Source organism: Streptomyces sp. NPDC001832 (assembly GCF_040297265.1).
GTDB lineage: Bacteria > Actinomycetota > Actinomycetes > Streptomycetales > Streptomycetaceae > Streptomyces.
Window position 1 is genome coordinate 127,665 of sequence record NZ_JBEOYU010000006.1, and the last position, 20,448, is coordinate 148,112.

The window sequence follows — 20,448 nt, forward strand, 5'->3', positions numbered from 1 at the left end:
CGGAGCCCGCGGTGAGGTTGCGGCGGCGGGCGCCCAGGAGGTGCTGAGGGTCATATGGGTGTGCGACGTCTGTGGCATCACTTCCAGGAGCATCCAGCCGGCGGTGGCCTGGTGGCGATCCCGTTCGTGCTGATCGTGACGATCGCCGTGCTGGATACCTACACCGGGAGCAATGTCCAGCTGGGCCCACTGCTGGTCATCGCGCCCGCTCTGACCGCCTCCCTGGCCGGGCCATGGCTCACCGCTCTCGCCGGGGTCCTGGCAGTGGCGGCCCAGGTGCTCATCGTTGTCTTCCTCGGCGGACTGGCCACGCCCAACCGCATGGCGCAGATCATCGCGCTGACCGCGCTCTCCGCGTTGGTGGTTTTCATGCGGTTCATGCGGGAGCGGCGTGAACGGGCGCTGAGCCTGGCACGCTCTGTGGCGGAGACGGCTCAGCGGGTTCTGCTTCGGCCTCCGCCACGCCGGATCGGGTCGTTGCAGGTGGCATGGCTGTATATGTCCTCGGAGGACGAGGCCGAGATCGGGGGTGATCTGTTCGCGTTCGCCCGCGCCGCGCATGCCGCGACCCGGGTGGTCATCGGCGATGTCCGGGGCAAAGGACTGGCCGCCATCGGTGAGGCCTCGCTGGTGCTGGGGGCATTCCGTGAGGGCGCTCACCGGTATGCCACCCTCCCCGAGCTGGTAGGTGCCCTCGGAGACAGCGTCTCCCGGAACGTGGAGGACGTGACGGACACCGAGCACGACGCCGGCGAGCACTTCATCACCTGCCTCGTCCTGGAGATCCCCGACGACGCCCAGTCGGCGGCCGAGATGATCAATTGCGGGCATCCCCCGCCTCTGCTGGTGCGCGATCAGCAGGTCACGGCCCTGTACGCCCGGCAGCCCCTGCCTCCGCTGGGCGTGGTCGAACCATCCGTCGAGGACGACCACACCGACCCGTTCACCTTCACAGGCGGTGACATGCTCGTCCTCTACACCGACGGCGTCATCGAAGCCCGCTCGCCGTCCGGAGTGTTCTACCCGCTCGCCGAACGAGTCGCCTCCTTCCCCACCACCAACCCCGATACTCTGCTGCACCACATCCACCGCGATCTGCTCACCCACATCGGCGGCCACCCCGTCGACGACGCCGCACTCCTGATCATCGAATGCGCTCCCTCTCACCGGCCGCACCTCACGCCCCATCCCACCGACGGTCACCACCGGCACCACCCCGGCGGAGCCGGCACATAGATCAAGTTCGACGCCGGGGTCGGATTCCTGCCGGCGGACGACCAACGGCCAGTGTTCGACCGCATCACCATCACGGTCCGTACCCTGGGTACGTCCCGCAGGTGGTACGGGTTCTCCATCGATGCGAACACCGTGGGCACCTCGAAAATCTTGCCGCTAGACACCGGTGGTGCCGTCGACGATCTCCCGGATCACGTCGAGGTGGCCGTTGTGCCGCGCGGTCTCCTCGATCAGGTGTAGGACGATCCAGCGCAGATCGGGGTGTTGGCCGTCCCTGCGCGGGCGCTTGGCGGGAGTGTCCAGGTCGTGGGAGGCGACCAGTTCGCGATAGCGGGTGGTCCGTGCCTCGTACGCCTCCAGAACATCGGCGAGCGGCATGTCCACCGCGATACGCATCTCACGGTCGGGGTCCTCGTCCGTCCACGGCCCTTCGTCCTCGCCGCCGAGGAAGGCCACCTCGAACCAGTAGTACTCGACCCAGCTGAGGTGGTTGATCAGCCCGGAGACCGTCATCAGGGGGGAGCCGGGCAGCAGGGCCCGGCGGGCGTCTTCCGGTGAAATGCCCTCGCACTTCGCGCGTGCGGTGTCGCGGGCGTAGTCGAGGAAGGTGGCCAACTGGGTGCGCTCGTCCCATGCGGGAGGTGAATCGGTGCGTGTCATGGGGGTAAACGATCTGCGATCTGCGACCCCCTGTCCATCGCATTGTTCATTGGGGCCCGCCCCTGGGTCCGTGGGCCCAAGCCCGGGCGGGCGGGGCTGATTACGCTCGTACGCGACCGAACCGTGAGCCACCTGACCGGCGCCCGACACGAGCGCCTGTCAGGCGTGCCCACGCGCACCTGGATCTGCACGCTCCACCACTTCTTGGGGTGATGTGTTGATGAGCAACGGTTTCTTCTACTCGTACCACCTCGGCTGGAGCCGACCGGATGCCGAGTCGCTCTTCGGCGATCTCGACGCGGCGGGGCTGCGGCTCAGTCACCCCGTAACGAGGCGGGTCACACTCCTCGGCCCGGGGCCGGATCCGTGGGGCACTCCTTCGTGGGTGACCAGGGAGCAACTCGTACTCCTGGCCGGCCTGCAACGGATCGACAAGGTCGACTTCCTGCTGTGGGTGAACGGCGGAACCGACGTGCGCGCGCGTATCCGGCGGATGGGGGACGGAGTCGTCGCGCTCGAATTCGGATTCGGGCGGCTGACGTGGGACGAGCAGGAGGTGGCTGCGCGGGCGATCAGGGAGGCGATAGGGCGGGCTTCCGTGCTCTGTATCGGCTTTGTGGTCGACCGGGAGGGCGCCTCCGCGGCGACCGACTGGAGCGGTGTCGTCATCAACGGCACGACTTTCTTCGATAGTTGGCCCGACACGCTCGCCGTACGGCATGAAATCGCCGCGATGCAGCCGCAGTTGTCCGGAGTGGCATCGTTCGACGAGTCGCCGTGGATGCTGTTCGGGAGCGAGGTCCCCAGCCGGTAGCGGCGGCGGCTCCCTGGCCTTTTCGATTCTGCAACTCAGGCCGGATTCTGCGACTTTGAGCCTTGTATTGGGCCCTGAGGCCCATGCTCGAAGGGTGCCGATGTGGTCGGATGCGTGGAGTGGCTGAACTGTGGCCGCACACCGGCAAGTTGGGGGACTCGTCGTGTCTGGCATAGGCGGATTTGCGGTTTCGGGTGGCGCCGGTGGAGGCGCTGCTGTGACTCAGCAGGGCAGGCAGTCGCTGCCGCGCCGGTTGCAGGCGGTGCTGATCCTCGTCCGGGTCCTCTTCGCGGCCGCGGTCCTGGGCGGCGCCGGTGTGCTGACGGTGGCGTCGGCGGTCAATGAGGTCGACGGCCAGTTGCTCGGGCTGCTGCTGTACGCGGCGCTGCCGAGCGTGACCGCGTTCGTGCTCTCGCTGTATCTGCGGACCGGCGGCATCTGGATCTGGCGTGGACTCCTGGCCGTGCACGTCTGGCTCACCCTCGGTGCGCTGGCGACCCTCGGCCAGGAGGGCGGCGGGCGAGGCGTGACGCAGCTGGTGATGCCCGTAGCCGTCGTCGTCCTGCTGTTCCGGCCGAGCTCGCGCGACTGGTTCGAGCTTCCCCTCGAACAGCGGCTGCCGCACCGGCGGTTCAGAGTCGCGCGGATGATCAAGTGGCGCCGCGACGACGACGGTCAGACCGCGATGGAATACCTGGGCATGGTCCTGGTGGTCGTGGCCCTCATCGGCGGACTCGTCGTCACGGGGATCGGCGCCCAGCTGACCGGTGAGATGCGGAACGCGATCTGCCAGCTGACCGGGAGTGCGTGCCCTGCGCCCGGCGGCGATGTGGTGGCGGGGGACGGGAAGAAACCCGCGGGTACGAAGACCGGAGGTACCGAGTCCGGAGGTACCGAGTCCGGGGGTACCGAGTCCGGGGGGTCCGGGCCAGGAGGCTCCGGCGCGGCCGGTGGTTCCAACGCGGCCGGTGGTTCCAACGCGGCCGGTGGTTCCAACGCGGCCGGTGGCTCCAACGCCGTCGGCGGCACCGGCTCCGGCAGCTCCGGCGGAGGCGACACCGCCACCCAGGTCGATGACGGTGGCGACGACGTGGACACCTCCGGCGAGCCGGACGGTGACGACGACGTGGACGACAGCGGTAGCAGCGGCGACGGCGGCGACGAGAAGCCCGGCGAGAGCTGCACCTCCGGCGTCGGCGCGTTCTTCTTCTGCGCCGCACACCAGACCGGCGGCTTCTTCGAGGGCCTGATCGGTGACGGGCTGTGGGGCGACATCACCGGCACGTTCGACACGATCATCCACCCCGTCGAGGCGTGGAACGGCCTGACGGACTACGGCAAGAGCCTCGGCGACAAGTGGAGCCAGGACTCCCAGGGCGCCGGGGACAAGTGGTCCAAGGGCGACTACCTCGGCGCGGTCTGGGACTGGACCAAGGCGTCCGGCGGCACCGGGGTGAAGGTCCTGGACGACATGTTCATCGGCGACGACGTCCGCGACATGTGGAAGAAGGGCGACGAGGGCCAGGCGATCGGCACCGGCCTGTGGAACATCGGCTCGCTGTTCATCCCCGGCTACGGCGAGGCCAAGCTCGTCGGCAAGTTCGGAAAGCTGGGCAAGCTCGGGAAACTCGGCAAGCTCGGCGAAGTTGCCGAGAAGGCGTCCCAGGCTGCGGCCAAGGCGAAGAAGGCTGCCAAGGCGGGCGATGTCGCGGGCGCCGAGAAGGCCGCGAAGGAAGCGCAGCAGCACGCCGACGACGTAGCCGAGCAGGCCGGCCTCAAGGGCTGCACCGTCGGCATGGGCGGCCGCGTACGAGTTCCGTATGCCGGTGATGAAACGGGCTCGGGCCTGCCGGGCATGGGCCTGCCGGGATCCGGCACCGGAGTCCTGGCCGCGGCGCGCACCGCGGTACCGGTCGGGCTGCTGGCCAAGGGCGGCTGCGACGAGGTCGATCCGGAGAAGAAGGCGGCCGCCGACGAGGCCCAGAGGCTGGCCGACGAGGCGAAGAAGGCGGCTGACGCGGCCAAGCGACGGCAGAACCTGGAGCGTGCTCAGAACGAACCGAAGCCGCCCTGGTACAAGGACCTGAAGGACCCGCCGGCCGGGGCCAAGGACGGCGGGGAGGGCAACTGGCAGGAAATCAAGCCGGGCGTCTGGAACTACCCGACCGAAATGGGTGCCCGCTACCAGGAGCAGATCTCCAAGGTGGGCCGCGGAAAGGAGTACCGGGTTGCGCTGGACAAGCTCACAGGGAAGCCGGTCGATTTCGACGGCTGGGACGCCTCGCGCGGCACCTACCTGGAGGCGAAGTACGGGTACAAGGGCAAGGACTTCTACAACGCCGAGACCGGCGAGCTCACCCCGAAGGTCGCGGATCGCTGGGCGGATCAAGCCACCCGGCAAGTGGACGCGGCGCGTGGGAAGCCGGTCGAATGGCACCTGTCCGATCCGGACGTCGCGGAGGCGGCCAGGGAAATGTTCGAGTCCCGAGGCATCAACGTTAAGGTGATTCACACGCCTGGGGATGTGACGGGCTGAGTGCGGGCGGCCGGAGGACCGGGCAAGCGGAACGGGAAGCAAGGCTGAAGGGAAAGCCGTGTTGTACGTCGTGGCCAACGGCCTGTGGGGTGTCCGCGAGGAGAGCACATCGGCGATTGCCGAACGCTGGCTCACTACCTTGAACGGGCTCAAGAGCATTGACCCTCCGACGTTCGACGGGTGGCACGAGGCGGAGGACGGGGTTGCTTCGGACCCCGTCCTGGAACCCTCGCCCGACTCACTGACCGCCTACATCGAGCGGAAGAACGTAGCACCGGACATCGGCGTGATCGGAATTACGTCCTCGCTCTGGGCGCAGAACCCGGGGACGCCGCGTGTGACCGTGGCCGTTCACGCAGGTGGCACTTCCCAGTGGGTCACGAACTCCCTCGCGGTCACCTTCCGCTCCCGCGAGGTGAAGGAGTCGGCAGAGGTGATCCGGCGCACCCCTGAGATGCTCCGCGTCATCGCCGAGGCCTGGGACATCGATGCCGGCCAGGTGTACAACAAGTCCGAGTACCGGGCCGTGTCCGATGAGTTCGACCTCGAGAATTCCCATCCCCGATGCGGCCGGGCGGTCTACCTCTCCGCCGGGCGGGCGGCGTCGGCACCCACAGGGCTCGACGGCACGTACACCCGTACCGCGGCCGGCGGTCTGGTCATCGACCTCACCCGGGGCGGTACGGCCGTGCCGAGCGTCGAGGCGATCGTCGAGGCCAACAGGGAACTGCGAGCGGCCGGGGCGCTGAAGCCGATTCCGGAGCCGTACGACCGGGACAAGTTCTGACGCCTGCAGGCCTCACGCCTGCACGCCTCACGACGCGCGCCTGCACGACGTGCGCCCGCACGCCTCACGCCCGTCAGAGCCATCCCCGCATCGCCGCGAACCCGACCAGCAGCCCCACCGCGAACACCCCCAGCACGACCGCGAACACCGCGGGCATCACCACCGGCCCCCACACCCCCGGGCCCGCCACCGTGGCGTGCTTCGACGGGGCCGCCGGATCGTAGCTGACCCGGACAGGCGCCCCGACCTCGAAGCCGAACGGTCCCGGGGCATGGTCGGTGAACTCGATGTCCCGGCCGTCGCGGGTACGGAACGCGAAGACGTACTCGGTGACGTAACTCCGGTCCATGCCCGGCCCCCGGTCGGCCGGCCGGCGGTCCGCGCACCGGCCTTCGGCGTGTTCGCCGTGCCGGACCAGCCGCAGCACCCGGTTCAGACGCAGCGCCGACCGGATGGCGAACGCGCCGAGGAACAGGCCGAACAGGAGCAGGAACGTGGCCGTGCCGCCAGGCAGGATCTGCATGAACAAGCGCCTCTGATCCGCTGCTCGACCGCTACTTGACCGTGATCGACTCGACGAACGCGTCGAGGTCCTGCCGGCTCAGCGAGCCCTTCACCGCATTGATCCGGACCGCGAACGGCACATCCTTCGAATCGACGCCCGCCACCACGACCCCCGTCATCTTGGTGCCCGGTGCCGGGGTCTGCTCCTTGCCGCTCGACGTGAACTCGTAGTCGATCCTGCGCGCCTCACGGGCGCTCTCCGCACCCGCCAGCCGCACGTCCGAGGTTTCCTTGCGGGTCGCCCCGAGACCGATACCGGCACCGGCCGCGGCCGCCGCCTCACCGGCGTTGTCCACGCCCGTGGCGAAGTCGAGCTGCACGGAGACCATGCCGGTGCGCAGCCCGCCCTCCTCCTTCAGCGCGACGGCGGCGTTGGCCTTGGCCCGGTCGGCAGCGGGCTGTTCCTTGTAGCCCTCTTTCTCGGGGTAGCCGACGGAGAGGCTCTTGGTGTCGAGCTTGCCCCAGCCCTCCGGGACCGCGGCGGCTTCGTCGCCGCAGCCGGTGAGCAGGGCGAGGCCGATGGCGGTGGCAGCAGCTGCTCCGATTGCCCGGGACATCTTCATCGTCGTCGTCATCGCCTATCGCCTCTTCGTCGTGCGTGGTTGTTGCGTGCCGGAGCCGTACCCCGTACGACTCCGGATGTGGCTACTTCGCGCAGTAGCTGTACGGAAGGTACGAGCGCTTGTCGCCCTGCGGAGCCCCGAGGAACTGCGCGTTGGTCAGTGTCTCCTTCTTGTGCTCCTCCGAGATGGAGAATCCGAGACTCATGCCGAGCGATATCTCGAAGCCGAACTCCTGGGCGTCCGTCGCACCGTGGTACTTCATGGTGCTCGACAGGCCGTCCTGGAACATCAGCTGGTCGAACGGGTCGGTTCCGCTGGGCTTCTGCTGCATCGAGTGGTCGCCGAACAGGTACTCGAACGGGGCGGTGTTGTTGCCGGAGCCGTCCAGCCACTGCTCGGCGATGGCCCGCTTGTCCTCGGTGGCCTGATCCGTGTCCTTGCCGAAGATGATCGAGTTCGTCACGACCTCGATGCCGGTCTCGCCGGAGGAGTCGGCGCCGCTGACCTTGCCGCCGCGCTTGTCGCCGTCCTTCTTGCCGTTGTCGCCCTTGACTTCACCCTTGTCGGACGTCGAGTCCTTCTCGACGGTCTGGGTCATGTCGATGCGGACGATCTTGCCGGTCTTCTGGTCGCGGGTGACGGTGATCGCCCCGGTCCGGTTGTCCTTCGAGGCGTCCGTGCCGCCGAGCGGACCGGCCGACCCGCCGACCTTGCCCTCCAGCTCGAGCTTGGCGGTGTACGTGTACGACTCGTTGCCGTTGACGTCGTCCTTGGTGATGGTCACCTCGGGGGAGAACTTGGCCTTGCCGCCGAGCTTGGCGCCGAGCTTGATCTCGTCGCCCGCGCTGATGGAGAGGCCGCCGTCCGCGTACACATTGAGGCCGACGGTCGAGTACGAGATCTTCTTGTCACCGATCTTCTTCTCGATGTCCTGCTTCTTTTCGGCCCACTTCATCCCCGAGTACCAGTTGCCGCCGTAGGCGCCGCTGTACTTGGTGGAGGCCTCCCAGATCTTCATTTCCGCGATGTCGTCCCGCATCTTCTGGGCGTCCTCCTCGCTCTTGAAGACCCAGGTGTCACCGTTGGTGATCTTGATGCCGCCGCCGACGTCCACATCGGCCTTGCCCAGCTTGCCGAGCTTGACGCCGGGGGTGCTGGCGGTGCCACCGGCCGAGGCGGCGTCCGTGAACGTCATGTAGACCAGCTTGTCGTTCTCGTCGACCTTGCCGTCCTCGTTCACGTCCGTGTTGGCCTGGCTGACCTTCTGCTGGAAGCCGTACTCGTTGCCCCACTCGAACCAGCCGATCTTGACCTTGTCGCCGGCGGTGTCGGAGATGCTGGAGACCTGGCACATCTTGGGCTCGTAGTCGGCGTCCGTCTTCGGCTTCGCGGTGGTGTCCCCGCCGCCGGTGGAGCAGCCGGCACCGCCGCCCAGAGAGCTGACCGCACAGAGGATGCGCTCCCCGATCTGCCCGCCGATACCCGCCGCGGCCATCGCACCGATCAGCGTGACGACGAGGACGACCACTCCGAGGTACTCCATGGCGGTGGCGCCGCTGTCCCGCCAGGAGTACGGCTGGTACGGCGCGGGCGACTCCTCTTCGCGGTCGTCCAGCAGCCGGTCGACGGCCAGTCCCGCGGCCGAACCGGTCACCAGCGAGACGATCGGCATCAACGTGCCCTCGAAGCCGATGAGATGCCAGGACACCGCGAATCCATAGGCGAGTGCGGCCAGTGGGATGCCCAGGGAGGCCAGCAACGTCAGCAGGCGGGAGGCGCGCTGCTCGTCGGGCAGGACACGGGCCGAGGCCAGGACCGTGAGCACGGTCGTGATGACGTTCGGTACGTGCAGCAGGGCGAGGCGCCAGCCGAAGGACGCGAGCCGCTCATCGGTGGCGAGCAGTTCGACGAGCCCGCGCGACACCAGATATCCGGCGGCGATGTAGACCAGGGCACCGGTGGCCCAACTACGGGTCAGCGCAAAGAACACGCCACTGCTCGTGCCTGAACCGCCACCCCCGTTCCCCGGTGGTATGTGGCCCGCGCCTCCGCTTCCCCAGCCCCCGCCACCAGTCACGGTTCTTCCTCTCCGACGCCCAAGTGCCATGCCTGTGCCCGTAGTTCTGCTTCGGGTGTGGGCGTGAGCGTACGGGTGTACGGGCCGGGTGGCCTGGGCCCTTGGCCCCAAAGTCGGGCCCAACGACGGACGCTGCCCGGCCCCGCCCGCGCGGGTGCGCAGGGGAGCCGGGCATCGGGGGAGAGAGGCGACGCGGGTCGGTCCGGGTCGTCCGCGAACGTCTCCGCACGTTGGGCGACTTTCGGCCTCCGGACCCGCAGCACGGCGAAGCCGACGACCCGACGCCGGCGACGCGACGGCCTTCTCGGCCCGGGCCGAGGCCGCAGCCCGGCGCCGCTGCCCGTCTCGCGGCACTAGCTGCGGAGATAAGCGGAGATAATCGACAACATGCCCGACGACGAACCGGCCGCTCAGGCCACCGCCCCCGCACCGCAGCTCGTGCGGCAGCGCAGCCTCCGAACGCGGCCGCAGCCGCAGCAGCACCCTGCCCGCAGCCGCCTCGCCACGGCCCTCGCGGCGGCAGCACCGGCCCTCGGGGCGTACGCGGCCGTGCGCCTGATCGGCCTCGTCGTCTTCGCCGCCGCCGCGTCCAACGCCGGCCAGAGCGCCTTCCACCTCCTTGCCGAGCGCTGGGACTCCGTCTGGTACCAGCGGATCGCCGAGAACGGCTACGGCTACACCGTCACCCTCCCGAACGGCGACGCCCACTCCGACCTGGCCTTCTTCCCCCTGCTGCCGGCTCTGGAACGCGGCATCGCCGAGCTGACCCCGCTCTCCCTCGCAGCCGCCGGACTGCTGGTCGCCTGGGTGGCCGCGCTCTTCGCCGCCTGGGGGATCTACGCCGTCGGGGCGCATCTGTACGGGCGCCGGACCGGCGTCGTGCTGACCGCGCTGTGGGGCGTGTACCCGACGGCGTTCGTGCAGTCGATGGCGTACACCGAAACACTGTTCACCGCGTTCGCCGCCTGGGCGCTGTATGCCGTGCTGACCCGGCGCTGGATCGTGGCGGGCGCCCTGTGCATACTCGCCGGGCTGACCAGGCCCTCCGCGGCCGCGCTCATCGCCGCCCTCGCGATCACCGCCGCGGTCACGCTCGTACGGGAGTACCGGGCCGGTCGGACGGACGGCATCGTCCGCCGCAATGCGCGGATGCTGACCGGTACCGCACTCGCGCCGCTGGGCTGGCTCGCGTACGTGTTGTTCGTCGCCGTACGGGAGGGCAGCCTGTTCGCGTACTTCGACGTCCAGGCGCAGTGGGGCAACAGCATCGACGGAGGCGTGGCGCTCGCCTCGTTCATCCTCGGGCTGCCGCTGCCCGCCGCGCTCGGGCTGAGCGCGGCGCTGGTGGGCCTGGGATGGGTGGTGTTCCTGTGCGTACGGCAGCGCCAGCCGCTTCCCGTACTCGCCTACAGCATCGCCATCGTCGTCACCGCGCTGATCGGCTCCGGGTACTTCGGGTCCAGGCCACGGCTGATCATGCCCGCGTTCCCACTGCTCCTCCCGCCCGCCGTCGCGTTGCTGCGGCTGCGCACCACGGCCCGCACGGTGACGGTCGTCGCCGTGCTCGCGGTGGCTTCGGCGGCCTACGGGGCGTGGACGCTGCTCGGCTCCGGCCCGCCGTGAGCGCGGGCCGCCTCTCAGCCCCGGCTCTGCCCGGTCTGGACGATCCGCACCCGCGCCCCCGGCCGCAGCCCCCACTTCTCCATCGCCCCGGCCTCCGACTCGATCACATGACGGGCCCGCAACCGGGGCATCCCGAGCCGGCCCGGCTTCATCGTGTGGACGGCGACCACGTTGAACTTCCGGTCCAGGTACGCCACATCGATGGTGAACCGCATCCGGAAGGTGTGCACACTCCCGCACGGGGTGATCAGCAGGGCGCCGTCGATCCCGTCCCGCCCGAGCAGCCCGCGGCTCCTGGTCCGGTACGTGGCCGCGATCCGCAGTGGTATCTCCGGCTCCTGCCCTCCTTGTGGATCGGTGACCGTCAACGTCCCATTCCCATTGCGCCATTGAGCCATGGCCAAGACGGTAGCGTCCGGTGACGGCCGCTGGGTCCGGAACGGTGCGAGTGGGCCCCAGGGCCCATGACCCGTGCCCGGCACCCGCCTAGGGTCTGCTCCGTGTACGTCATGCTGACAGTGCTCGCCGCACTCTGGGGCGCAGCGTCCGGACTGCTGGTCCCGCGCGCCGCCTACCGGTTCTCCGTCGAACCGGAGGACGCCTGGCGGGACACCTGCCCCGCGGGCCACGCCCTGACCGGGGCCGCCCGCGGCTGGCTCGGCTCCACCCGGTGCGTCATGTGTGCGGCGGCGGTGCCGGTCCCCACCGCTTCGGGCGCCGAGCCGGGAAACCGGAGCGACGGGGAACGCACCGCGCGGCCCGCGGCGCGCTACGCCCCCGGCGTCCTGATCCCCGTCGTCACCGCGCTCGCCTGTGCCGCCCTCGCGGCGGCCACCGGTCTCCGGCCCGAACTCGCCGTCTGGCTGCTGCTGGCCCCTGTCGGCGTCCTCCTCGCGACCATCGACCGCCGCGTGCACCGCCTGCCCGACCGGCTGACACTGCCCGCCGCGGCGGCGGTCACCGTCCTCCTGGGCGCTGCCTCGCTGCTCCCGGAGCACGGCGGATCCTGGCTGTCCGCCCTGCTCGGCGGTGCGGCCCTCGGCGCCTTCTACTTCCTGCTCTTCCTGATCAACCCGAACGGAATGGGCTTCGGAGACGTCAAACTCGCCCTGTCGCTGGGCGTGGCCCTCGGCTGGTACGGCTGGGCCGTGGTGTTCGCCGGTGGTTTCGCCGGGTTCCTGCTCGGTGCGTTGTACGGGTTCGGGCTGATGGTCCTGAAGCGGGCCGGGCGCAAGACCGGCATCCCGTTCGGACCGTTCATGATCACGGGCGCGTTGCTGGGCGTACTCCTCGGCGGACTGGCCGCCTGACCGCCATCCGGCCTGCCGTCCGCCCCGCCGTATTCCGGTCGCGCGGGCCACCACCCGGCTGACACCATCCCCGCATGCCAAGGACACGCGGAGAAGCAGCAGAACGCGCACGGTTCGACGCCCTCGTCGCAGAGGCCGCGGCCGTTTCCGTCGACGGCTGGGACTTCTCCTGGCTCGACGGCCGGGCCACCGAACAGCGCCCCTCCTGGGGCTACGCCCGCGCCATGGCGGACCGGATGGGACGGGCCGGGGCCGCGCTCGACATCCAGACCGGCGGTGGCGAGGTCCTCGCCTCCGTACCGAAACTGCCTCCGCTCACCGTCGCCACCGAGTCCTGGCCGCCGAACCTCGCCCGCGCCACCGCCCTCCTGCACCCGCGCGGCGCTGCCGTCGTCGCCGACGCGGACGAGCCACCGTGCCGTTCGGCGACAACGCCTTCGACCTGGTGGTCAGCCGGCATCCGGTGACCACCTGGTGGGCGGAGATCGCAAGGGTGCTCACCCCCGGGGGCACGTACTTCTCGCAGCAGGTCGGCACGGCCAGCGTCTTCGAACTCGTCGAGTACTTCCTCGGCCCGCAGCCGCTTGAGGTACGCGGCGCCCGCGACCCGGAGAAGGCGCGGGTCGAAGCCGAGGCGGCCGGGCTCGAAGTCGTCGATCTGCGGATGGAGACACTGCGTACCGAATTCTTCGACATCGGCGCCGTCGTCTACTTCCTGCGGAAAGTGATCTGGATGGTGCCGGGCTTCACCGTCGAGGAGTACCGGCCGAAACTGGCCGCGCTGCACCACCGGATCGAGACCGAGGGGCCGCTCGTGGCCCACACCACCCGATTCCTGATCGAAGCCCGCAAGACCGAGGCCCGCACACCGGAGTAGGCCGCGTGCCCCCTGCTTCCGCCCGAAGGATGCGACCCTGGGCGGTGAGCGCATGGGAGGGAGCCGGCCATGAGGGTGGGGAACGAAGAGGAAGCACCGCGTGTCCCGCGGCAGGGGAAGGCCGACTGGCTCAGAGGCGCACGGATCGTCGGAGTGCTTGGCGTCTTCTACCGGCCGGAGGGACGGATGGGAGAGCCGGAAGCCGTCGAATTCCTGCTGGCCGACGGCCAGTCGGTGCTCCTGACCTGCGCATCCGACTGGACCCTGCACGTCGGTCCCGGCGCCTGGCCGCGGCTGCCCGACTGGTGCGTGCCGTCGGGGCAGTGGGAGTTCGCCGCCGTGTCCAACCTGCCGCAGCCGCCCGACGGCGGCTGGACCGTCACCCGCACCGAGGAGCGCAGGGACGAGAAGGGCGAGGTGCGCGAGGCCGTCATCCGGTGCGAGGGCGGACGTTTCGTGGTCATCGGCGGCGACACCGTGTCGATCCGCTTCACCCACGGCCACCGGGGCGCACCGGCGAGAGGCTGATGCCCAGCCCGCCCCGCAGCCTCCGACGACGAGACGGCGCCCGGACGGGCCCGGTGAACCTCGGCATGGTCAACGGGGTGCGTCAACACCGAGGCCCATGGCTGCCCCCCCAAGGAACCCGCTGCGTGAAGCCGGTCGGCGGCCACTGAGAGGCCGCCTGATGCCGTGCTCTCACCGGAGTCCAGCGAATTCGGAGAGTAATTATTGAGTGGCGTGGCACGCAGCATCACTTACGAAGGGTTATGGTGGAAACCCCCCCTCGGGCCGGTCCGTAACCCCCCCCCACGGACCGGCCCGTTTTTTGTGGGCCCGCTGTGCGGGCCGCGTGGCGGCCGCGTGCCGACTGCGTACCGGCCCCGTGCAGGCCGCCCCGGTCAGCTCCGTCCGGCCCAGATGTTGGTGCCCGCGGTGTCCACGGCGAAGGTGTCGATCTCCTTCAACTCCTCGGCGGACAGCGGCGCCCCGGCCAGCGCCGCGACGTTCTCCTCCAGCTGCTTCACGCTCGAAGCGCCGATCAGCGCCGACGTCATACGGCTGTCCCGCAGCACCCAGTTGAGTGCCAGCTGGGCGAGTGACTGACCGCGCCGGTGGGCGATGTCGTTCAGCCCGTTCAGTCGGCGCAGCACCTCGTCGGAGAGCAGGCCCGGGTCCAGGGACTTGCCCTGGGTGGCGCGAGAGCCCTCCGGGATGCCTGTCAGGTACTTGTTCGTGAGCAGGCCCTGGGCGAGCGGCACGAAGGAGATGCAGCCCATGCCGGCCGTCTCCAGGGTGTCGAGCAGCCCGTCGTCCTCGATCCAGCGGTTGATCATCGAGTAGGACGGCTGATGGATCAGCGCCGGTACGCCCATCCCCTTGAGCAGCCGGGCCGCCTCGGCGGTCTGCTCCGCGCTGTACGAGGACACACCCGCGTACAGCGCCTTGCCCTGCTGTACGGCGGAGGCCAGCGCCCCCATCGTCTCCTCCAGCGGAGTGTCCGGGTCGAAGCGGTGGGAGTAGAAGATGTCGACGTAGTCGAGCCCCATCCGCTTCAGCGAGGCGTCGAGCGACGACAGCAGGTACTTGCGGGAGCCCCACTCACCGTACGGGCCCGGGTGCATGTCGTAGCCGGCCTTGGTGGAGATGATCAGCTCGTCCCGGTACGGGGCGAAGTCCTGCCGGAATATCTTGCCGAAGTTGAGCTCGGCGGAGCCGGGCGGCGGCCCGTAATTGTTGGCCAGATCGAAGTGGGTCACCCCGAGATCGAAGGCGCGGCGCAGGATCGCCCGCTGGGAGTCCAGCGTGCGGTCGTCGCCGAAGTTGTGCCAGAGGCCGAGGGAGACGGCCGGGAGCTTGAGCCCGCTGCGGCCGGTACGGCGGTACTCCATGGAGTCGTAACGCGAACCGGCTGCCCGGTAGAGGAGAGGAGAATCAGTCACGTTTCTCTCCTTATCACGGACTTGTGACAGGCCGGGTTGGGCCGGTGCGCCGCCTGCGCAGTAATGTGGCGGCCTCGGGGACTGCCACGGCGCGGCGGGGCGATAAAACGCTGCGGAGTAGTGCGGCGATCCCCAGAGGGACGACCCTGGGCCCCGGGCATTGGGGCGGGCGGGCCCGCACGAAACCGAGAGGTGAACTCAGTGAACTTGCGCGACCTGGTGTATGGGCTCTACGCGCGCCGGGTGGAGGCCCGCCTCGACCACACCCAGGTGCCCAAGCACATCGGCGTCATCCTCGACGGTAACCGACGCTGGGCGAAGGCCTCCGGCGGCACGGCCGCGCAAGGGCACCAGGCCGGTGCGGACAAGATCCAGGAGCTGCTCGGCTGGTGCAGTGAGACCGATGTGGAAGTCGTCACACTCTGGCTGCTCTCCACGGACAACTTCGACCGGCCCGAGTCCGAGCTGACACCGCTCCTCGGCATCATCGAGAACACCGTGCGCGACCTCGCGGCGGACGGGCGCTGGCGGGTCCACCACGTCGGCACGCTCGATCTGCTGCCCGCCCGCACCCAGACCGTCCTCAAGGAGGCCGAGCAGGCCACGGTCGGCATCGACGGGATACTGGTCAATGTGGCCGTCGGCTACGGCGGGCGCCAGGAGATCGCGGACGCGGTCCGCTCGCTGCTGCTGGACCACTCTGCCAAGGGGACGTCCTTCGAGGACCTGGCGGAGATCGTCTCCACCGACCTGATCTCCGAGCACCTCTACACCCGGGGCCAGCCCGACCCCGACCTGGTGATCCGCACAAGCGGCGAGCAGCGGCTCTCCGGCTTCATGCTCTGGCAGAGCGCGCACTCCGAGTACTACTTCTGTGAGGTCTTCTGGCCGGCCTTCCGCCGCGTCGACTTCCTGCGGGCCCTGCGCGACTACGCAGCCCGCCACCGCCGCTACGGCGGCTGACACCCGACAGGCTCTGAAAGGCTGCCGCCTCCTCACGGGGCTCCGCCCTCCGACAGGACCGCTCCCGGCGGCACCGGTTCCGCCGCGATCGCCGGACGGGCTTGAGAAGCAAGGACAGGGCCATTCGGGTGACGTGTTCGATCCCACGCACCCGGCGCACCACGTCACCCGCTCGCCCCAGGTGGGCATGGCTTCGCGTGTTCGAGGGAATACCCCTGACAGGTCGATGTCCGGTCACCAGCCAGGCGGACGTCGTGTCCAAGTGAGCGGCACAAAGTCCGCTCGCCCGGGAGGCCTCTTGCACACGAAGGACCGTACATACAGTGCGGCCGACGCGGAGGGCCGGCGCGCGGCCCGTGCATCGGGGCCGCAGCCCGGTCAGTCCTCTCCTATTGGGATGCTCCGCGACGCCGTCGCAACCCAACCTCATCCGAGGGGGTACGTCCTTCCGTGGTGACCAGCACAAAGCGCCGCATGCTCGACAGGCGCACCTACGTTCTCGACACCAGCGTCCTGCTGGCCGATCCGAACGCCATGGCCCGGTTCGACGAGCACGAAGTCGTGCTCCCGATCGTCGTGGTCACGGAACTGGAGGCCAAACGGCACCACCCGGAGCTGGGGTACTTCGCCCGGCAGGCCCTGCGCCTGCTGGACGACTTCCGGACCCGGTACGGCCAGCTGGATACCCCGATCCCGCTCGGGGATCTGGGCGGGACACTGCGCGTCGAACTCAACCATTCCGACCCCGGCGTGCTGCCCGTCGGCTACCGGTTGGGGGACAACGACTCACGGATCCTCGCGGTCGCGCGCAACCTCCAGGCCGAGGGGTACGACGTCACAGTCGTCTCCAAGGACCTGCCGCTGCGCATCAAGGCGTCCTCGGTCGGGCTTCTCGCCGAGGAGTACCGAGCCGAACTCGCGATCACCGACTCCGGCTGGACGGGGATGTCGGATATCTCCCTCGCCGCCGAGCAGGTGGACCTGCTCTACGGAGAGGAGACGCTGTACGTACCCGAAGCCGCCGAACTGCCCGTGCACACCGGACTGGTCCTCCAGTCCGAGCGCGGCAAGGCACTGGGCCGGGTCACCGCCGACGGCAATGTGCGCCTGGTGCGCGGTGACCGGGAGGTCTTCGGCATCCACGGCCGCAGCGCCGAGCAGCGCATCGCGCTCGACCTCCTCCTCGACCAGGAGGTCGGCATCGTGTCGCTGGGCGGCCGGGCCGGCACCGGCAAGTCGGCGCTGGCGCTCTGCGCCGGACTCGAAGCCGTCCTGGAGCGCAGGCAGCACCAGAAGGTGATGGTCTTCCGCCCGCTGTACGCGGTCGGCGGGCAGGAGCTGGGCTATCTCCCCGGCACCGAGGCCGAGAAGATGAGCCCCTGGGCGCAGGCCGTCTTCGACACGCTCTCGGCGGTCGCCGGACGCGAGGTGATCGAGGAGGTGCTGGGGCGCGGGATGTTGGAGATCCTGCCGCTCACCCACATCCGGGGCCGCTCGCTCCACGACGCCTTCGTGATCGTCGACGAGGCGCAGTCCCTCGAACGGAACGTCCTGCTGACCGTGTTGTCCCGGATCGGCGCGAATTCCCGGGTGGTGCTCACGCATGACGTGGCCCAGCGGGACAACCTCAGGGTCGGCCGGTACGACGGAGTCGTTGCCGTGGTCGAGAAACTGAAGGGCCATCCGCTCTTCGCGCATGTCACGCTCACCCGCTCCGAGCGTTCACAGATCGCCGCACTGGTGACCGAAATGCTGGAGGAAGGCCAGATCTGATACGGGATACGACAGTTGGTGCCGCCCGGCGAGCGAAGCAGCTTAGCCGGGCGGCACCGTGATGCGGTGGACTTTCGAAAAACATTTGCTCCAAACGGGGTGTGAGCTTTCACACGCAACGGAGAATTGCTTCCCGGTGTGCCGTTCCGGCAGAGTCTTGCTTCCGTCAGGCCCCGCATACGGCACACCCGCACCTCCAGAGGTGCCACGCACCACACAACTCAACAATCGCCGTCCGTATGCCGCCCGCGAGTACCACGCGGCACTTCCTCCGGGGAGTTGCCCACCGGGCCCGTGCCTCCCGTGACCCAAGCAGTAGGGAGGCCAGTGCCAGGGGCACGATTGCGTCCGCGAGGTCACCTAAGCGGGCGATGCTGGAAGGACACCGTGTGAGCCGGATCTCGGTCCGGGGGTTCGCCGTGGCGTCAGCCACTGCGGTCACCACCGTCGGCGCCGTCGTAGGCGTCGCCTCGGGCAGCTCTGCCGCTGCCGACGACAACAACTTCGAGGCGACCGCAGCCGACACGACGCTTCTCGCCGACATCCCTGCGGGCCAGCAGGCCCAGGTGCAGACCGCCTCGCTGACCCAGCAGGCCGATGCCCAGGCGTCCGCGGCCGACGCGGCGGCGAAGAAGTCCGTGGAGGAAGCGGCCCGTATCCAGGCCGCCAAGGACGCCCAGACGAAGAAGCAGGCGGCCGAGGCCAAGCTGGAGCAGGAGCGCCAGGAGAAGCAGGACAAGAAGGACGCGGCGGAGCGCGCCAGCCGTTCCGAGGTCCGCAGCGCCTCCACGTTCGCCACGAAGAGCTCGTACACCGTGGCCGAGGTACAGGCGATGGCGCGGCAGATGGTGCCCGCCGACCAGTTCCAGTGCTTCAGCAACATCGTGAACCACGAGTCGACGTGGAACTACCAGGCGAGTAACCCGTCCTCCGGTGCCTATGGCCTCGTTCAGGCGCTGCCCGGCTCGAAGATGGCCTCCGCCGGCGCCGACTGGCAGACCAACCCGGCCACACAGATCAAGTGGGGCCTCAGCTACATGGACGGCCGTTACGGCAGCCCGTGCGGTGCCTGGTCGTTCTGGCAGGCCAACCACTGGTACTAGAACCTCCTGAGGTTCCGGTCTGTCTCAACCCCTCGAAGCCCCTCTCCGTCCTGCGGTGAGGGGCTTCGCGCGTGTACGGTCGATCCGGCCGGTCCGGACGGCTCGGCGGGGGAGCAGTGGGGAGAGAGGGACGGGGGAGAAGCGTCGATCATGTCGAAACTTCCGTGGTGGCTCGGCCGGCTGGGCACCGAACTGACCGAACTGGGCGAGCGGCTGGAGCAGCGCAGGGCCGAGGCTGAGGGGGTTGAGGACGAGGGGGTTGCGGACGAGGTGGGCGAGGCCGCGCAGTTCGGGCCGCCGGAGGCCGCCGCCGTACCCGCCGCTGCCCTGCCTGACGGAGCCTTACCGGCCGATGCGGGCCGGCATGGCGCCGTGGCCGGCCGTGTGCCGCCGCCGCCCGCGTACGCCCCCTCCGTGACCGCCCGGCCCGATCCGGTCGCGGCGATCCCCTGGGGCATGCGGGTCGCGGCCGAGGCGGGCTGGCGGCTGCTCGTCCTGGCGGGCGCGCTCTGGGTGCTGATGCGGGTCATCAGCGCCGTACAGCTGGTGGTTCTGGCCTTCGTCGCCGCGCTGCTCGTCACCGCGATGCTCCAGCCGACCGTCGCCCGGCTGCGGCGGTACGGTCTGCCGCGCGGACTGGCCACCGCGGTCACCGCGATACTGGGCTTCGTCATCATCGGCCTGGTCGGCTGGTTCGTGGTCTGGCAGGTCATGGACAACATCGACACCCTCTCCGACCAGGTCCGAGCGGGTATCGAAGATCTGAAGAACTGGCTGCTCGACAGCCCATTCCACGTCACCGAGCAGCAGATCAACGACGTCGCGCAGAACCTCAGCGACACCATCGGCACCAATGTCGAGCAGATCACCTCCGCCGGACTGCAGGGCGTCACCGTGATGGTGGAGTTCCTCACCGGGATGCTGCTGGCGATGTTCTCGACGCTCTTCCTGCTGTACGACGGGAAGCGCATCTGGCAGTGGGTGCTGAAGCTGGTGCCCGCGCAGGCCCGGCCGGGTGTCGCGGGTGCCGGGCCGCGCGCCTGGCGGACGCTGACCGCCTATGTGCGGGGCACGGTCGTAGTGGCGCTGATCGACGCGATCTTCATCGGGCTCGGCATCTGGTTCCTCAACGTGCCGATGGCGGTGCCGCTCGCCGTCTTCATCTTCCTCTTCGCCTTCATCCCGCTGGTCGGCGCGGTGATCTCCGGCGCGCTCGCGGTGGTCGTCGCGCTGGTCACCGACGGCGTGTTCACCGCGTTGATGGTGCTGGCCGTGGTGCTCGCCGTGCAGCAGATCGAGGGCCACGTGCTGCAGCCGTTCATCCTTGGACGCGCGGTGCGGGTACATCCGCTCGCCGTCGTCCTCTCGGTCGCCGCGGGCGGCATGGTCGCGGGCATCGGCGGAGCGGTCGTCGCGGTGCCACTGGTCGCGGTCACCAATACGGTGGTCGGCTATCTGCGGTCGTACGGGCAGGAGGAAGCCCTGCGGCACGCGCCGTCCCCGCGCGGGGCGACCGCCGTCGACGTCGCCCCGACGCCCGCACCGGGAATGCCGCCCGAGGACGTTGGCTAGCCGACGGCAAGGGGACCGATTTTGACCGATTTTCGCCGTGAAAAGAA

Annotated in this window: 18 protein-coding genes; 12 read left to right on the plus strand and 6 right to left on the minus strand. The window is 69.3% G+C overall.

Annotation, left to right across the window (positions count from 1 at the left end; all coding sequences use genetic code 11):
* The first annotated feature begins 54 nt into the window (after positions 1-54).
* Positions 55-1,236, plus strand: coding sequence for a PP2C family protein-serine/threonine phosphatase (locus tag ABT115_RS07610; protein ID WP_351785115.1), 1,182 nt, complete (start codon positions 55-57; stop codon positions 1,234-1,236).
* Positions 1,237-1,392: 156 nt separating this feature from the next.
* Here ABT115_RS07610 and ABT115_RS07615 read toward each other — a convergent pair whose 3' ends face one another.
* A complete protein-coding gene (locus tag ABT115_RS07615) occupies positions 1,393-1,896 on the minus strand; it encodes a DinB family protein (RefSeq protein ID WP_351785118.1) in 504 nt (167 codons plus the stop codon).
* Between the two features lie 220 nt (positions 1,897-2,116).
* Here ABT115_RS07615 and ABT115_RS07620 point away from each other — a divergent pair, with 220 nt between their 5' ends.
* The 3 genes from ABT115_RS07620 to ABT115_RS07630 all read left to right on the plus strand — a co-directional run bounded on the left by ABT115_RS07620 (position 2,117) and on the right by ABT115_RS07630 (position 6,033).
* Entirely contained in the window at positions 2,117-2,710 is a 594-nt protein-coding gene (locus ABT115_RS07620) for a hypothetical protein (protein ID WP_351785121.1), read from the plus strand.
* A 217-nt stretch (positions 2,711-2,927) separates the two neighbouring features.
* The gene (locus tag ABT115_RS07625) at positions 2,928-5,246 is read left to right on the plus strand and encodes a Tox-REase-5 domain-containing protein (RefSeq protein ID WP_351785123.1); all 2,319 of its coding nucleotides are present in this window, start codon (positions 2,928-2,930) and stop codon (positions 5,244-5,246) included.
* 58 nt (positions 5,247-5,304) lie between these two features.
* Complete coding sequence (locus ABT115_RS07630; protein ID WP_351785124.1) at positions 5,305-6,033, plus strand: Imm52 family immunity protein; 729 nt, start codon at positions 5,305-5,307, stop codon at positions 6,031-6,033.
* 73 nt (positions 6,034-6,106) lie between these two features.
* On the opposite strand, the gene ABT115_RS07635 is transcribed toward ABT115_RS07630, so the two are convergent.
* The 3 genes from ABT115_RS07635 to ABT115_RS07645 all read right to left on the minus strand — a co-directional run bounded on the left by ABT115_RS07635 (position 6,107) and on the right by ABT115_RS07645 (position 9,237).
* A complete protein-coding gene (locus ABT115_RS07635; protein ID WP_351785127.1) occupies positions 6,107-6,556 on the minus strand; it encodes a DUF3592 domain-containing protein in 450 nt (149 codons plus the stop codon).
* A 31-nt stretch (positions 6,557-6,587) separates the two neighbouring features.
* On the minus strand, positions 6,588-7,172 hold the full coding sequence (locus ABT115_RS07640) for a hypothetical protein (protein WP_351785130.1): 585 nt from the start codon (positions 7,170-7,172) through the stop codon (positions 6,588-6,590).
* 70 nt (positions 7,173-7,242) lie between these two features.
* Positions 7,243-9,237 (minus strand): hypothetical protein, encoded by a 1,995-nt coding sequence (locus ABT115_RS07645; RefSeq protein WP_351785132.1) that lies wholly within the window; start codon positions 9,235-9,237, stop codon positions 7,243-7,245.
* A 387-nt stretch (positions 9,238-9,624) separates the two neighbouring features.
* Here ABT115_RS07645 and ABT115_RS07650 point away from each other — a divergent pair, with 387 nt between their 5' ends.
* Positions 9,625-10,860: a putative hexosyltransferase gene (locus tag ABT115_RS07650; RefSeq protein ID WP_351785135.1), complete on the plus strand. Its 1,236-nt coding sequence runs from the start codon at positions 9,625-9,627 to the stop codon at positions 10,858-10,860.
* Between the two features lie 14 nt (positions 10,861-10,874).
* Here ABT115_RS07650 and ABT115_RS07655 read toward each other — a convergent pair whose 3' ends face one another.
* A complete protein-coding gene (locus tag ABT115_RS07655; RefSeq protein ID WP_351785138.1) occupies positions 10,875-11,258 on the minus strand; it encodes a DUF192 domain-containing protein in 384 nt (127 codons plus the stop codon).
* A gap of 111 nt (positions 11,259-11,369) precedes the next feature.
* Here ABT115_RS07655 and ABT115_RS07660 point away from each other — a divergent pair, with 111 nt between their 5' ends.
* The 3 genes from ABT115_RS07660 (at position 11,370) to ABT115_RS07670 (ending at position 13,575) form a co-directional block, all read left to right on the plus strand.
* Positions 11,370-12,170, plus strand: coding sequence for a prepilin peptidase (locus ABT115_RS07660; protein ID WP_351785287.1), 801 nt, complete (start codon positions 11,370-11,372; stop codon positions 12,168-12,170).
* A 334-nt stretch (positions 12,171-12,504) separates the two neighbouring features.
* Complete coding sequence (locus ABT115_RS07665) at positions 12,505-13,047, plus strand: methyltransferase domain-containing protein (protein ID WP_351785290.1); 543 nt, start codon at positions 12,505-12,507, stop codon at positions 13,045-13,047.
* 69 nt (positions 13,048-13,116) lie between these two features.
* The gene (locus tag ABT115_RS07670) at positions 13,117-13,575 is read left to right on the plus strand and encodes a hypothetical protein (RefSeq protein WP_351785140.1); all 459 of its coding nucleotides are present in this window, start codon (positions 13,117-13,119) and stop codon (positions 13,573-13,575) included.
* A gap of 374 nt (positions 13,576-13,949) precedes the next feature.
* On the opposite strand, the gene mgrA is transcribed toward ABT115_RS07670, so the two are convergent.
* Entirely contained in the window at positions 13,950-14,990 is a 1,041-nt protein-coding gene (gene mgrA, locus ABT115_RS07675) for an L-glyceraldehyde 3-phosphate reductase (protein WP_351785142.1), read from the minus strand.
* A 201-nt stretch (positions 14,991-15,191) separates the two neighbouring features.
* On the opposite strand from mgrA, the gene ABT115_RS07680 reads away from it, so the two are divergent.
* The 4 genes from ABT115_RS07680 to ABT115_RS07695 all read left to right on the plus strand — a co-directional run bounded on the left by ABT115_RS07680 (position 15,192) and on the right by ABT115_RS07695 (position 20,401).
* Positions 15,192-15,953: an isoprenyl transferase gene (locus ABT115_RS07680; RefSeq protein WP_351785145.1), complete on the plus strand. Its 762-nt coding sequence runs from the start codon at positions 15,192-15,194 to the stop codon at positions 15,951-15,953.
* Positions 15,954-16,403: 450 nt separating this feature from the next.
* Positions 16,404-17,726 (plus strand): RNA 5'-3' helicase PhoH2, encoded by a 1,323-nt coding sequence (gene phoH2, locus ABT115_RS07685; RefSeq protein WP_351785148.1) that lies wholly within the window; start codon positions 16,404-16,406, stop codon positions 17,724-17,726.
* 389 nt (positions 17,727-18,115) lie between these two features.
* Positions 18,116-18,829, plus strand: coding sequence for an aggregation-promoting factor C-terminal-like domain-containing protein (locus ABT115_RS07690; protein ID WP_351785150.1), 714 nt, complete (start codon positions 18,116-18,118; stop codon positions 18,827-18,829).
* A gap of 150 nt (positions 18,830-18,979) precedes the next feature.
* Positions 18,980-20,401, plus strand: coding sequence for an AI-2E family transporter (locus ABT115_RS07695; RefSeq protein ID WP_351785151.1), 1,422 nt, complete (start codon positions 18,980-18,982; stop codon positions 20,399-20,401).
* Positions 20,402-20,448 lie beyond the last annotated feature (47 nt).